Annotated in this window: 8 protein-coding genes and 4 tRNA genes; 4 read left to right on the forward strand and 8 right to left on the reverse strand. The window is 31.3% G+C overall.

Annotation, left to right across the window (positions count from 1 at the left end):
* The first annotated feature begins 78 nt into the window (after positions 1-78).
* Genes B2X73_RS02800 through B2X73_RS02815 form a run of 4 tightly spaced genes read left to right on the forward strand, consistent with a single transcriptional unit; the run spans position 79 to position 8870 of the window.
* Entirely contained in the window at positions 79-4002 is a 3924-nt protein-coding gene (locus B2X73_RS02800; RefSeq protein WP_291060581.1) for a response regulator, read from the forward strand.
* Between the two features lie 11 nt (positions 4003-4013).
* Positions 4014-4370, forward strand: a complete 357-nt coding sequence (locus tag B2X73_RS02805) for a response regulator transcription factor (protein WP_221854151.1) — start codon at positions 4014-4016, stop codon at positions 4368-4370.
* A 4-nt stretch (positions 4371-4374) separates the two neighbouring features.
* The gene (locus B2X73_RS02810; protein WP_291052899.1) at positions 4375-5439 is read left to right on the forward strand and encodes a HEAT repeat domain-containing protein; all 1065 of its coding nucleotides are present in this window, start codon (positions 4375-4377) and stop codon (positions 5437-5439) included.
* A gap of 2 nt (positions 5440-5441) precedes the next feature.
* On the forward strand, positions 5442-8870 hold the full coding sequence (locus tag B2X73_RS02815; protein WP_291095645.1) for a sulfatase-like hydrolase/transferase: 3429 nt from the start codon (positions 5442-5444) through the stop codon (positions 8868-8870).
* On the opposite strand, the gene B2X73_RS02820 is transcribed toward B2X73_RS02815, so the two are convergent.
* The 8 genes from B2X73_RS02820 to B2X73_RS02855 all read right to left on the reverse strand — a co-directional run bounded on the left by B2X73_RS02820 (position 8867) and on the right by B2X73_RS02855 (position 15294).
* Positions 8867-10114 carry a YaiO family outer membrane beta-barrel protein gene (locus B2X73_RS02820; RefSeq protein ID WP_291052905.1) on the reverse strand — a complete coding sequence of 416 codons (1248 nt, stop codon included), beginning with the start codon at positions 10112-10114 and terminating at the stop codon, positions 8867-8869. The genes B2X73_RS02815 and B2X73_RS02820 overlap by 4 nt on opposite strands.
* Before the next feature lie 90 nt (positions 10115-10204).
* A tRNA-Leu gene (locus B2X73_RS02825) sits at positions 10205-10288 on the reverse strand.
* A 23-nt stretch (positions 10289-10311) separates the two neighbouring features.
* Positions 10312-10384, reverse strand: a tRNA-Gly gene (locus tag B2X73_RS02830).
* Between the two features lie 29 nt (positions 10385-10413).
* Positions 10414-10497, reverse strand: a tRNA-Leu gene (locus B2X73_RS02835).
* 35 nt (positions 10498-10532) lie between these two features.
* Positions 10533-10605 (reverse strand) — tRNA-Gly (locus B2X73_RS02840).
* 88 nt (positions 10606-10693) lie between these two features.
* Positions 10694-11542 (reverse strand): acetyl-CoA carboxylase, carboxyltransferase subunit beta, encoded by an 849-nt coding sequence (accD, locus tag B2X73_RS02845; protein WP_038333055.1) that lies wholly within the window; start codon positions 11540-11542, stop codon positions 10694-10696.
* 43 nt (positions 11543-11585) lie between these two features.
* Positions 11586-12653 (reverse strand): class II fructose-bisphosphate aldolase, encoded by a 1068-nt coding sequence (fbaA, locus tag B2X73_RS02850; RefSeq protein ID WP_115001650.1) that lies wholly within the window; start codon positions 12651-12653, stop codon positions 11586-11588.
* Between the two features lie 37 nt (positions 12654-12690).
* Positions 12691-15294 (reverse strand): BamA/TamA family outer membrane protein, encoded by a 2604-nt coding sequence (locus B2X73_RS02855; RefSeq protein ID WP_286494748.1) that lies wholly within the window; start codon positions 15292-15294, stop codon positions 12691-12693.
* Between the last annotated feature and the right edge of the window lie 57 nt (positions 15295-15351).

Raw genomic sequence — 15351 nt, forward strand, 5'->3', positions numbered from 1 at the left:
ATAATTGATTTAGAATATTTGGATTTATGTAATATCTTTAACCACCTCTACTTTCCTATTAAATAAGATCAATTTTTAATGAAAAATTTTCCCATCCCAACGAACGAAAAGCAAAGATTGCAAGCGGTTTACGATTATAATTTACAAGAACATGATAAAGACGAAGAATTAGAGGTTTTTGCAAATGCTGCGAGTTTGATTTGTAATGCGCCAATTGCGTTAGTTTCTATTTTTGATGAAAACTATCAAGTGATTAAAGCCAATTGCGGAATCGAGGTAGATATTGTTCCACGTCAACAAACTATTTGTCAATTTTCTTTAATGGAAGAAGAAATTTTGGTGATTGATGATGTGACGAAATTTGAACCTGCAAAAAATATTGCTGGAGTAAAAGCTGCAAATATTCAGTTTTATGCTGGTGTTCCGTTGATTGATGACAATGGAAATGTGTTGGGGACATTATGTGTAAACGATCATTATCCAAGAACGTTGGACGAAAAACAACGCAATTTATTGATTCAACTTGGGAAAAATATTACCAAATTATTGGTTAGTAAAAAGCGAAAAAAAGACGCTTCTTACTTTCAAAATATCTATAAAATATCGAATAACCTGATTGGAGTTGCCGATATTAATGGTGTTCTAAAATCTATAAATCCTGCTTTTAAAGAGGTTTTAGGAATAAAAGATAAAAAGACAATTATTACAGAAAATTTTTTAGATTTTGTTTCGGAAAAAGATAAAAAGAAAGTTAATACGTATTTATCAAATCTTAAAAATAATACAGATTCAATCAATTTCAAATGTTTGATGTATTCTCCCGAATCTCAAGAAGAGAAGTTAGTGGAATGGTATACAAGATCAAACTTAAAAATTGACAACGAAATCTTCTTCTTTGGTCGAGATATTACGCTTGAAAATTCGAAAAAAGTAGAATTAGAAAACAGTGAACGTAAGTTTAGAAACTTCTTCAATTCTTCGCTTGGTTTAATGACAATTCATGATTTAGATGGAAATATTTTGTCGATAAATAAGAAAGGATTAGAATCTATGGGCTATTCAGAAAATGAGGCAAAAGATTTGAATCTGAAAAAAATAATTCCAAAATCTAATCAAAAAGAATATCAAACCTATATAGAAACGATTTTGAGTAAAAAGCAAGATTCTGGTTTGATGAGCTTGATTAAGAAAGATGGTTCACTAACATATTGGTTATACAGTAATATTTTGGACAAAGATAACGAAGGAAATCCTGTTGTAATGAGTACTGCTGTGGATATGACACAAAGGACGTTGTTGGAAAGAGATCTTAATCGTGTTCGTCAGTTACTAGATCATACGTACGAAGTTGCGAATGTTGGAGGTTGGAAATATGATTTAGTTAAGCAAAAATTAATTTGGGCTGATATAACGAAAAAGATCCATGAAGTTGAACCAGATTATGAACCAAATGTAGAAACTGCACTCAATTTTTATGAAGCAAAAAGTAGTTATCCAAAAATAAAGAAAGCTTTTAAAGATGCGGTAGAAAAAGGAATCGGATATGATATGGAGTTGCAGATTGTTACCCAAAAAGGAAAAACAATTTGGGTAAGATGTAAAGGAATTCCAGAATTTGTAAATGGAGAATGTGTTAGCGTTTTTGGAATTTTTCAGGATATTGATGAGAGAAAACGTTATACGTTAGAGTTGGCTCGACAAAAAGCTATTTTCGAAACATTTATTAATCATGTACCTGCATCTGTTGCAATGTTTGATAAGGATATGAATTATCTGACTTTGAGTAATCAATGGTGTGATGAATTTGTGATAAAAAAGAAAAATGTGATCGGAAAATCTCATTACGAAATGTACAATGTTCCAGCAGAAAGAAAAGCGATTTATGAAGCTTGTTTGCAAGGCGAAAATTATTCGAATGAAGATATGATTTATCGTACACCAAAATATGATACAGATCAACACTATTCGTGGGCGATTCATCCGTGGTATATCAACAAAAAACAGATTGGTGGTCTGATTATGTTTTCGCAAAATATAACAGAATCTGTCAAGAAAAATAAAGAACTTAAAAAAGCCAAAAAGAATGCGGATATCGCTAGTAAGGCAAAGTCTGAGTTTTTAGCAAATATGAGTCACGAGATTCGAACACCTTTAAATGGTGTGATTGGTTTCTCTGATTTATTGTTGAAAACGCCACTTAATCCGACTCAAAAACAATATTTGAATTTTATTAATGATTCTGCAAATTCATTGTTGTCAATAATAAATGATATTTTAGATTTTTCTAAAATTGAATCGGGTCGAATGGATGTTTCGATAGAAAAAAATAATTTGTTCGAGTTAGGAAATCAAGTAATCAATGTGATTCTTTATCAAGCCGAAAACAAAAAAATAGAATTATTGTTGAATATAGATAATAATTTACCTCAATTTATTTGGATTGATGAAGCTCGATTGAAACAAGTGCTAATTAATCTACTTGGAAACGCTGTGAAATTTACGGATAGTGGAGAAATAGAACTAAAAATTAGTCAAGTTGAACCAATTGTGAAAGGAGAAAAAGCAAAATTGAGATTCTCTGTTCGTGATACAGGAATTGGTATAAAACCAGAAAAACAAGTCAAGATTTTTGATGCATTTACTCAAGAGGATAGTACTGTTAGTAAACGTTTCGGAGGAACTGGTTTAGGTTTAACAATTTCGAATAAGTTGCTAAATTATTTCGGAAGCCATCTAGAATTGCAAAGCGAAATAGATAAAGGTTCTACATTTTTCTTTGATTTAGAAGTTGATTACGAATATAATATTGAGCAACAATTTGATCATTTGGAAGAAATAAATCATGTGTTGATTGTAGATGATAATCAAAGTAATCAAATGATTTTGCAACATATGTTACAGTTCAAAAATATAACATCTGATATTGCAAATAATGGAATGGAAGCGCTACAGAAAGTTTTGAATGGCGATGTTTACGATGTTATTTTGATGGATTATCATATGCCGGTTTTGAATGGTTTGGAAACAATTCAGAAAATAAAAGAGTATTTCGTAACAAAGGATACAAAAACTCCTTTAGTGTTATTGCATAGTTCTTCTGAGGATGAATATCTAATTCAGAAAGCAAAAGAATTAGGAATTACTTCGCGTTTATTGAAACCAATTAAGTCGGAAGAATTGTTTGATACGTTGCGTAAAACAATTATTGATTCGAAAGAAATTCAAACCATAGAAATTGAAAATCAAGAAGAAATTTCGCAAGATTTTTCGAAACAATTTCACATTTTAATTGCAGATGATAATTTAGTAAATATGGCTCTGAATCAGCAAATTATCAAAAATATTGCACCAAATTCTATTTTGTATACAGCTGCGAATGGAGCGGAAGCCGTATCAATTTGTCAAGAAAATAAGATCGATTTAATCTTGATGGATATTCAAATGCCAGAAATGAATGGGATTGAAGCAACTAGGGTTATTCGTTTGTTAAATAATTTTCAAGAAACTCCGATTATAGCAGTGACAGCGGGAAATGTAAAAGGCGAAAAGGAAAAATGTCTTGATGCTGGATTGAATGATTTCTTAGCAAAACCAATTCGAGAAAAAGATATTTTTGATGTCCTAGAAAAATGGTTAGATTTTTCTAAAAAAGAAAAGAATGAAACCAACGATTTTGGAAATCACCTTGATCTTTCTATGATAAATAATTATACGAAAGACGACGAATCGTTTAGAAAAATGTTTATAGAAATAATTATTAATGAGTTAGAAAAATCTGTACAAGAATTTGAAACTTATTTCAACAAACAAAATTTAGAAGGATTAAATCAATTAGGTCATAAAGTAAAAGGAACAGCAAAAACTGCAGGACTTACAATTTTGGCTGATTTAACCGAACAAATAGAAAAATCAACTTCGATCAATTACCTACAAGAAAACCAGCTGATTATTAAAGTAAAAACCGAAATAGAATTAGTTATTAACTATTTAAAAAATATTTAAAAACCAATATTATGCAGATTTTAATTGCCGAAGACGATGAATTGATTTTAAAAACAATTGAACACAAACTGAAAAAAGAAGGTTACAAAGTTGTTTTAACACGAAATGGAAAAGAAGCAATCAGTAAGATTGAGAATGAAGATATTGATTTGATTATTACAGATATTATGATGCCTTTTGCGTCTGGTTTGGAGATTATTAGTGCTGTTAGAAAAAGTAAAAATTCCGAAACACCAATGATTATTTTGTCTTCTTTAGGGCAAGAAGATGTAGTGGTGGAAGCATTTAATTTGGGTGCAAATGATTTTATGGTGAAACCATTTAGCCCTATTGAATTGTCTGTTCGCGTGAAGAAATTATTAAAATAAAAGCATGATTATCCTACAAATTATAACCTATACCGAGTTAATCGTAGGAATTTATATTCTACTTATTTTACTTTTTTTGACAATTATTTATACGTTATTGACAAGTATAATTGAATATAAAATCATTACAAAGAAAAATAAGTGGAATGCGATTATTGATAAAGAAATTTATGAAACAATTTTGGATGATCAATCCAATTCGAATACTGACTTTAATGATTATTTGAAATCAAGTTCATTCAAACATTATTTTATTAAAAAATTACTAAAAGCGGAACAAAATTTTTCTGGAAATTCAAAAGAAAGTATTCAAAATTTATTTGACCATTATGAATTAAAAAAAATATCCTTACAGAAATTAAATAGTCAAAAAAATCATGAAATAGCCGAGGCAATACAAGAAGTTACGACGATGAATCATGTTGAAACTTTACCAAAAATCAAAAGTATGTTACAACATAAAAATGATTTAGTACGATCTGAAGCGCAATATGGTTTAACGAAATTTGCTGGTTTCGAAGGTTTATATTTTTTGGATAATTTACAAGAGCAATTGACGGATTGGCAACAGTTGAAATTGTTGGATGCAATTACAATTTTACCAAATCTTGATGAGGTTGATAAGATAATTTCAAATTGGTTAAAATCACCTAATCAAAGTGTGAAAATTCTAACAATGAAATTAATTCGCAAGTTTCAATTGTTGCAAATGCACGATTTGGTTGCAGATAATTTGCACGATTCTGATGAAAAAGTTGTGGAAGAAACGATTAAAACATTAGTCAGAATCGAAGATGACTCAACCTCAAAGCTATTGATTGAGCAATATGAAACGTGTAACGAAAAGTTTCAAATTCAAATTTTAAAAGCTTTAGAAAAAATCTCAAATCCAGAAAATAACACATTCTTAGAAACTCAAGCAAAGGAAAATCCTTCATTTTCTGTCAAAAAAGCAAGTGTAAAAGCCTTAAATAATTGTTGTTCAAAAACCGATTTACAAAAACTTGCACACCAATCAAACTCTCCTGAATTAAAACAAATTATTAATCAAATTATCCAAGAAAACTAATCATGAATTGGCTAGAAACGGCTTTCGATTTTTTTATTTACGGCTTCCTTTTTTATTCAATCCTATTAATTTTAGTCTACGGATGGATAGGTTTTTATGCAAAAGGAGCGATAAAAATGTATATCCGAAAAAACAGTTTTACGGATTATTCGCTTATTGCAACATCGCCAAATGCGCCTACTTTTAGCCTTATTGCGCCCGCTTATAACGAAGGTGCAACGATTGTGGAGAATGTGCGTTCGTTGTTGTCGTTGTATTACAATCAGCTCGAAATTATTATTGTAAATGATGGTTCCAAAGATGATTCGTTGCAACGATTAATTGAAGCGTATGATTTGATTAAAATTGATTATTTCGTTGAAGGAAACATCGAAACGAAACCAATTAATGCAATTTATAAAAGTACCAATCCAGTTTTCAAAAAATTAATTATTGTTGACAAAGTAAATGGAGGAAAATCGGATGCGTTAAATGTCGGAATTAATATTGCAACAAACGATTATATTGTTTGTATTGATGTCGATTGTATTTTAGAACAAGATGCGATTCTGAAGCTTGCGAAACCTTTTATGGATGAAGCAAAAGCAAAAGTAATTGCATGTGGAGGCGTAATTCGTTTGGCGAATAATTGTACCATTGTTGACGGAAAAATTGTCGATGTTAATTTGCCTAAAACTCGTTTAGGAAGAGCACAAGCGTTAGAATATATTCGTGCATTTCTTTTGGGAAGAATGGCGTGGTCGCGCGCCAATGGTTTGATGCTGATTTCGGGTGCTTTTGGTGCTTTTGATCGTGAAATTGTACTCCAGTGTGGCGGTTACGATCACGATACAGTTGGTGAAGATATGGAGCTTGTTGTGCGAATGCGACGTTATATGCACGAGCAAAAATTGGCCTATAAAGTAGTAAATATTCCCGATCCGCTTTGTTGGACAGAAGTACCAGAAAATAAAGAAATTTTAACCAAACAGCGTAATCGTTGGATGCGTGGAACGATAGAAACATTGTGGAAGCATCGTATTTTATTTTTCAATCCGAAATATGGAAAACTTGGAATGATGAGTTATCCGTATTGGTTTTTCTTCGAATTTTTAGGACCGATTATCGAATATATTGGTTGGATCATTTTCGTAGTTTTATTCTTTTTAGGATTTATTAATTGGCATATTTTCTTTCCTTTGATGGCTTTTGTATTGCTTTATGGAATTTTATATTCGATTTATGCTATTCTGATTGATTTGATGACGTACAATGTTTATCACAAAAAAGGGGATATTCCGAAATTATTTTTTACGGCGTTTATAGAGCCGTTTACATTTCATCCGTTTGTTGTGATGGCAGGCGTGAAAGGGGTGAAGGATTTCTTTCTCAAAAATAATTCGTGGGGAGAAATGACGCGACAAGGTTTTGGAGGAAATCAAGCGAAAGAATTATCTATTTGGCAAAAACTGAAACTTGGATTTATTAATTTAGTTCAGCAAACTACGTTTATTTCACTGATATATTTTTTAATTTTTGGATTGTCATCAATTCTTGAATTTTATCTTTATCAAGAAAATCTTACAACAACTTCTAATCAAACTTTATTTTTTGATTTATTCGTACATAATATCGATTTTGCTTTAGATAGTATTTTTGTGGTAAGTTTTGCATATTTTTTACTGCAATTTTATTCGATAAGTTGGGCAAAAAAATGGATCATTTTTGCGTATTCTTTTTTAATCATTTCAAATATTTTATTGATTAAATATTTTGAAACAACACTCAATTTATTAGGTTCAGATTTGTTTTCTTATACGTTCGAAGAATTGAAATTAATTATTGGAGCATCAGGTGTTGTCAATACAATAAGTATCCTTTTATCAATTGCTGTAATTGCTATTTTAACAACGATATTTATTTACAGTTATAGATTAAAAATTAACCAAAAAATTCTTCAATTACCATTAATAATTTTGAGTTTTTTATCGATTATTGTTCCAATTAATTTGGATTTAAAAAGTTCTCAAAATGATGAGTTTTCATCTAATCTAATTTTGAGTAAATCGTCTTATTTTTTCTCAAACTCGATTGAACAATATGCAGAAGATAAACTTTCGGAAATTGATTTTTTAAATTCAAATTCGAGTTCAAATAATGAAGATAATCGACATTATTTTGATAAAATTAATTATCCATTTTTGTATCAAGATGAGAACAAAAATTTCTTCGCGGATCAATTTAATTTAACAACAGAAAAACCGAATGTTGTTTTTATTGTGATTGAAGGTTTGGGACGAGCTTTTAATAACGAAAGTGCATATTTAGGTTCTTTTACACCATATATTGATAAGCTTTCGAAAAAGAGTTTGTATTGGGAAAATGGATTAAGTACGACGGGAAGAACATATGGAGTTTTACCTGGATTGACGGGGTCTTTGCCATTTGCTGAAAATGGTTTTATGGAACAAAAGAGTTTACCTCAACATTACAATTTGTATAATTTGTTGAAAAGTAATGGTTATAAAACGGGGTATTTTTACGGTGGCGATGTTGATTTCGATTTTATGTCAAAATACTTGAATTATTCGGGTGTTGAAACAATTATTGATGAAAATGATTACGAAAATAATTATGCAAAAATTCCGTCGAATAATGGATTTTCTTGGGGATTTGACGATCATTCAGTGTTTAAAAAATATTTAGCAACGCAAAAAGAAAATAATCAACCATATTTTAATGTTTTGATGACGTTAGCGACGCATAGTCCTTTCTTAATAAACAATGTTGAGAAATATAATAAACAGTTTGAAACGTTGATTAAATCTCGAAATTATGATGCGACAACTTTGACGACAGTAAAAAAATATAAACAACAATTGGTGACTTTTTTGAGTGTTGATGAAGCTGTAAAAAACTTTTTCGAAGCTTATCAAAAACGTTCAGATTTTAATCAAACTATTTTTGTGATTACTGGAGATCATCGAATGCCAGAAGTACCGATGGAAACAAAGATTGATCGTTTTCATGTTCCGATTATTGTTTATTCTCCTTTGTTAAAGTCACCGAAAAAGATGTCAAATATTGTGACGCATTTTGATGTTGCACCAACTTTTGTGACATATTTTAGAGATTCATATAAACTGAAATTACCGAATTATGTGACTTGGATGGGACAGAATTTAGAAAACGGTAAAGCGAATTTCAGAAAACAAGGCGTTCCGTTAATGCAGAATAAAAATATTTTAGATGATTATGTTTTTCAAAATTATCATTTGTCAGGAGGGAAGTTATATCGAATTGAAAAGAATTTAACCGAAGATGTTGAACAAAATTCGAAGATGGAAACAGAGTTGAAAAATCGATTGAAAAGCTTTAAAACAAAAAACCATTCTTTGAAAAATACTCAAAAAATGGTTCCTGATTCTATATTTAATCGTTATATCAATTAGAATTTTCGGCTGTACGAAACGCTTACATCAAATTGATTTCCTTTTTGATTTGGACGATATTCTTGATTGTAATAATTCGCACCAATTGAAATTAAGTTTAATTCATTGATCGAAAAATTATAATCTGCTCCAATTTTGAAGGACTTCAGTTTGTAAGTTGTATCTTCTAAAAGATTGTTGTTAAAATCTTCTGGTGAAATTCCTGTACCAATAGCTAAGCTTAAATAATTGTTTGCATCGCCAGTATAATAACGAGTTGTGAATGTATACGAATGCGAAATATTGTTGTTGCTTGGCGTTACAAATGCACGTAAATTGAACCAATAATTTTTATAATATTTACCGATAGATCCTGTGAACATCCAAACATCATCCGAAAAATGAAGTTGACGATAACCTAATTCAGCTTCGAAACTTTTAGGTAAATTAGCGTAAAGAGAGGCTCCTGTGCGATATTTAGGAAAAATTCCATCACTATCCGAATATCCACCGCCAACATACATATAAAATGTCTTAGAAAGTCTTGGATAAGCTTCTACTTCGTATTGAACTCCGTTATCTTTAAATTTGTTTGCGTAATTTACTTTAAAAATCAACGAACCAAGTGAAGTTTGTCTTTTATAACTAACCGAAACTTGATGCCAATCATCTGCAAATTGCTTGTCAAAATGTGAGTAATTATAATTTACACTAATCGCATTTTTAGTATTATTTATTTCGATTCGATTTGCTAATTCGCGCGCTTCCGTATTTTTAGGGTTAATTGCTAATAATTCTTTGATTGTTTTCGAAGCTTCTTCATAAGCATTGTTTGAATTAAGAACTTTAGCTTTTAACAACAATAATTCTTCATTTTTAGGATATTTAATTAATCCACGATCAATGATAGAAACGGCTTCTGTATAATTATCATTCCAATATTCAAGTGACGTGTAAGCTAAATAAAAATCGGTAGAAGGATCCATGTTTTTTTCAACATTCTGAAAAACTTTTCTCGCTTCTTCGGTTTCATCATTCCATGTATATATTCGTCCCAAAAAAACAGCGATATCTGTATATTCCGGAGATTGATCTAAAGCTTGTAATGCAAGTTTCTTGGCAGTTGCATAATCTTTTTCTTCGAAAGCTTTGTGACGTGCTTCTTGAAATAAATCATCCGAACTTTTCGATTCTTGACTATACGAAAATAAAGGTAAAAAGGTAAGAGTAAAGAGTGTCTTTCTTAGAAATGATTTTTGAATCATGTGATAAAAACGTACTTTATTATGAGGATAAAGATATAATTATTTAGAGCATAAAAAAAGCTCAAGAAAATAAATTCTTGAGCTTTATTGTACCTCAGGCGGGACTTGAACCCGCACGTCCTAATGGACACAGGATTTTAAGTCCTGCGTGTCTACCAATTCCACCACCAAGGCATCCACTTCTAAGAAAGAAGTTGAGCGGGAAACGGGACTCGAACCCGCAACATTCAGCTTGGAAGGCTGACGCTCTACCAATTGAGCTATTCCCGCGTGCAAATTGTAAAAATCAAATTAAAAAGTACCTCAGGCGGGACTTGAACCCGCACGTCCTAATGGACACAGGATTTTAAGTCCTGCGTGTCTACCAATTCCACCACCAAGGCAAAATTTGATTTTTATGAATTTTTATATTTCAAAGAGCGGGAAACGGGGCTCGAACCCGCGACCTCAACCTTGGCAAGGTTGCGCTCTACCAGCTGAGCTATTCTCGCGATTGGAGTGCAAATATATAAAATCAATTTCTAATAATCCAAATCAAATTTGAATAAAATTTTAAAAATATATTTGCACTTATTTTAATTAGTTGATAGGCATTAACATATCAGCTACTTCTTTTATTTTATCTTTCATCTTTTTACGGTGAACGATCATATCAACGAAGCCTTTTTCTAATAAAAACTCAGAAGTTTGGAATCCTTCTGGTAAATCTCTACCAATAGTTTCTTTGATAACACGTGGTCCAGCGAATCCAATTAATGCTCCTGGCTCTGCCATAATAATGTCACCAATTGATCCGAAAGATGCTGTAATTCCTCCGAAAGATGGATTTGTTAAGATTGTAATGTAAGGAATGTTGTTGTCTGCTAATTGAATTAATTTAGCTTCTACTTTTGCTAATTGCATCAACGAAATTGCAGCTTCCATCATACGCGCACCACCAGATTGTGTAATGATAATGTAAGGTGTTTTGTGTTTGATAGAATAATCAATTGCACGAGCAATTTTTTCTCCCATTACAGATCCTAAAGAACCTCCAATAAATTTGAAATCCATACAAGAAATTGTAATGTCACGTCCATGAATTTTTCCTGTCGCATTGCGAATAGAATCTGTCATTCCCGTTTTCTTTTTAATTTCTTTCAAACGATCTTTATAAGGTTTTGTATCTGTCCAATTTAATGGGTCTTTACTTTCTACTTTTGTATCTAATTCTGTGAATTTACTATCATCAAACAAGATATCAAAGTATTCTTGAGAACCAATTTGTACGTGATGATCATCCTCTGGACTTACATACGCATTTGCTTTCAGTTCTTCAGTTTCAATAATTTTTCCTGATGGTGTTTTATACCATAAGCCTTTCTTAACGTCTTTTTTAGACTCTGTAGGCGTTGTAATATTTTTCTTGCTTCTAATAAACCAAGGCATATTCTCTGTTTTTATTTGGGTAAGAATAATCTTAGTGAAAAGATTATCCTAAAGTATTAACATTATTTAAATCGTGGAAAGCTTGGATTAATCTATCTTTGAAAGTAACTTCTCCAGCTCTTAACCACACGCGTGGATCATAATATTTTTTGTTAGGAGATTCTGGACCTTCTGGGTTTCCAATTTGCCCTTGTAAATAAGCTGCATTTTCGTCAAAATATTTACGAATTCCTTCCATAAATGCATATTGTAAATCTGTATCAATATTCATTTTGATAACTCCGTAGCTAATTGCTTCTCTAATTTCTTCTAAAGTAGAACCAGAACCTCCGTGGAATACGAAGTTAACAGCGTTGTCTACACCATATTTTTCGTTGATGTATTTTTGCGAGTTATCTAAAATTTTAGGAGTCAAGACAACATTTCCTGGTTTGTAAACACCGTGTACATTACCAAATGCTGCAGCAATCCAGAAATTATCAGAAATAGATTTTAAGTTTTCGTAAACGTAAGCAACTTCTTCTGGTTGAGTGTATAATAATGAATTATCAACATTAGAATTGTCAACACCATCTTCTTCACCACCTGTGATACCTAATTCCATCTCCAAAGTCATTCCAACTTTAGACATTCTTTCTAAGTATCTTTTGCACGTTTCTACGTTTTCTTCTAAAGGCTCTTCAGATAAATCTAACATGTGAGAACTAAATAAAGTCTTTCCAAATTTATTAAAATGTTCTTCGTTAGCGTCCATAATTCCATCAATCCAAGGCAATAATTTTTTTGCACAATGGTCTGTATGTAAAATTACAGTAGCTCCGTAAGACTCAGCTAAAGTGTGAATATGTTTTGCTCCCGCAATAGCACCTTTGATAGCAGAAAGTTGATTTTCTCCTTTTAATCCTTTTCCGGCATTAAAAGCAGCACCTCCGTTAGAAAATTGAATAATAACTGGAGAGTTTACTTCAACTGCAGCTTCCATTGCAGCGTTAATAGTATCTGAACCGATGACATTACACGCTGGTAAAGCGTATTGATTTGCTTTTGCATCATTGATAATATCTTGAACTAATGAACCGGTAGCAACACCGGCAGGAAATTTTCTGCTCATTATGTTAGTATTTTGTGAAACAAATATAGATGTTTTTTTAGAAAGGATAATTAATTCCGAAGTGGATTCTTGGTTTAAGCAAGTTAAAATTGTCAAATTGCCAGCGATCACCCAATTCGTAAGAAGGGTCATAAATTTTGTAACCCAAATCAAATCTTACAATTGCAAACGTACCAATGTGATAACGGAAACCTAATCCAGAACCAATTCCGAATTCTTTGTAAAAATCTTTGAACTTAAATAATGTTTCTGGACGATTTTTATTAACACCCCAAATATTACCAGCATCAAGAAAATATGCACCTTCCAAACTTCCAAAAAGATTGAAGCGATATTCAGCATTGAATAATAATTTCATGCTTTCAAATTCTAAACTTTGATTTTTAGAATCGATACGTGGTTTACTTCCAGGACCTAAAGTTAACGGTGCCCAACCACGAACATCATTTGCTCCTCCAGCCGAATAACTTCTTACGAAGGGTGCAACATCTGAGTTTCCATATGGTTGAATGATTCCGAATAAGAAACGTCCCGCTACGCTAGAATTTGAATTTAATTTGAATTTTCGTCTAACATCCACATCAAATTTTACGAATTGAGAATAAGGAATTCCAAAGATCAAACCTGCTTGATTTCCGTCTCGATCAGGTTCAGCTTTATTAAAGCCAAAAGCTTTGTCTAAACCTCTTAATACATTTCCGGCTAATTCAATTCTCGCTTGAATAAACCAAGGATTACTTTTTGGTCGAAATGAATTTTCTTGATTAAATGTAAATTGATAGATAAAAGAGTTGATTAATACATTTTGGGAAATATTAGCTTTTCTATATAACATATTCTCAAAATCAACATACAACTTTGCGTTTTCTCCAGTTAATGAACTTTGGAATCCTTTGTCAGCCTCGATTGCGTCTGTTAATTCATCGTCCGTTAGATAAATTGGTGCATTAGGATTGTATGCGTAGTATAAATCTTTTACTTCGTTTTTTGTATTATTATCTTTTGTAAACACTTCATAATAGCGATCTTTTTTTCGGTTACTAATAAATTCTGTGTTAAACAAAGAAACTTTGTGTTGAAACTCCGAACTCGAAATATCCATATCAAAACCAAAACCATAAGTCGTTTTGTCTAAACCTACATTTTTCTGCGTACTTGCATTCATTCGAATAGCAGATTCGGCAGTAAAACGTTTTGGTAAAATATTATCAAGATTAATTGGTGTTAATAAATAAGGAAATTTCAACTTTGTTTCGATAGCGATTTCGTAAGCATTTAAGAATGCTTTATTCATTGAGAAATCTTTGTTGACAGAACCTAAAGTTCCTTTCAAAGTTGTTTCTAAATTTTCTCCTCCTCCAAATAGATTTCTCGAAGTTAAAGTCATTCCGGGAGAAATTGCAAAGTTCATATAGCGAGAAGCATAACTTTCGACAAAGAGATTCAAGTCATATTTCTTTTTTGGTGTAAAGAAAACGTCTACATTTAGGATAGAATCTTGTTTATTAATTCTGAATCCATGTAAGTTAATGTTTTCTTTCTTGAAAATATTACGTTTTGTCTGAATTTCTTGTCGTTGACGATATAGTTGACCAGGACGAATTACAAATGCATCTGTAAAATATTTTGGTCGATATTCTGGTTCTTTTGTATATAAAACGTTATAATCTTTATATTCTTCTTTGATTAATTTACTTTCATCATCAACAAAACTGCGAGAATCTGCATAAATATTTATCTTCCCAAAACGGTATTGCGTAAAAGGTGTAATACTATCCGTTTTCAAAGAATCTTGAATATATTTATCAATAAACATCGTTACATCAAGGCGTTTGTTACTTTTTAATGTATCCGCTTCAAAATATAAATCTTCGCCCGAATCATTAAAATCATAGTAACCTCTATTCTTTAACAAATCGATGATACGATCGCGTTCTTCCTCAAATTTGTCAAAATTATATTGATCTCCAGCATGCAAAACAGTTTGTTTTCCAATAGAAGAATTAAGATATTCTTCTATTTTTTGATCAGATATTTTTTGATCATATGTTTCGATATAAGAAGGTTCCCCTAACTTAATATCATAAATAGTTTCTGCTTTTTTCGCAACAGAATCTTTATTATAGGAAACAGCTACTTTCGAATCGAAATAACCTTTGTCATGAAATAATCTATTTAAGTTCTTTGCCGAAAATTCTGATTGTTGTTCATCCAACAAAACTGGAGCCTCACCTTGACTATAATAAAGACGTTCTTTCCATAAACTGTGCCCAACATATTCGCTAAGATTATTCTTCGTTAGTAAACTGTCCAATAATTTTTGGTTACGAACCGAAGCATCTTGTCGATAATATTCCTGAAAAGTTTCATCAAATTTTGCAGGAGACCAATTATAAACCCATTGCCAAAGAGGGAAAAAACCAAGGAACTTACCAGCTGGTTTTTGTTTCACATAATCACTTAAATCTTTGTTGATTATAGTTTTTTTCTTCTTAATATCGGGATCTTCTTTATCGTAGATAAATTTGTTCTTTACAAACAAATATTCTCCTTCAGGTACTTTTTTAGTTGTACTACAGCTATAAAAAAGTAAACCTAAACAAGAGATAAGTGTTATATTTGTTGTAATTTTTTTTTGCATAAATATGTTATCAAATAACGTTATTAAGATAATAACTTCTCTGGGTTCTAAAAAATA

Source organism: Empedobacter sp. UBA7252, from assembly GCF_002472765.1.
In the GTDB taxonomy this organism is placed as follows: Bacteria; Bacteroidota; Bacteroidia; order Flavobacteriales; family Weeksellaceae; genus Empedobacter; species Empedobacter falsenii_B.

Bases quoted from the DNA above. Each gene is read 5' to 3' on its own strand.
- B2X73_RS02800 (WP_291060581.1), top strand. From the start codon at position 79: ATGAAAAATTTTCCCATCCCAACGAACGAAAAGCAAAGATTGCAAGCG.
- B2X73_RS02805 (WP_221854151.1), top strand. From the start codon at position 4,014: ATGCAGATTTTAATTGCCGAAGACGATGAATTGATTTTAAAAACAATT.
- B2X73_RS02810 (WP_291052899.1), top strand. From the start codon at position 4,375: ATGATTATCCTACAAATTATAACCTATACCGAGTTAATCGTAGGAATT.
- B2X73_RS02815 (WP_291095645.1), top strand. From the start codon at position 5,442: ATGAATTGGCTAGAAACGGCTTTCGATTTTTTTATTTACGGCTTCCTT.
- B2X73_RS02820 (WP_291052905.1), bottom strand. From the start codon at position 10,114: ATGATTCAAAAATCATTTCTAAGAAAGACACTCTTTACTCTTACCTTT.
- accD (WP_038333055.1), bottom strand. From the start codon at position 11,542: ATGCCTTGGTTTATTAGAAGCAAGAAAAATATTACAACGCCTACAGAG.
- fbaA (WP_115001650.1), bottom strand. From the start codon at position 12,653: ATGAGCAGAAAATTTCCTGCCGGTGTTGCTACCGGTTCATTAGTTCAA.
- B2X73_RS02855 (WP_286494748.1), bottom strand. From the start codon at position 15,294: ATGCAAAAAAAAATTACAACAAATATAACACTTATCTCTTGTTTAGGT.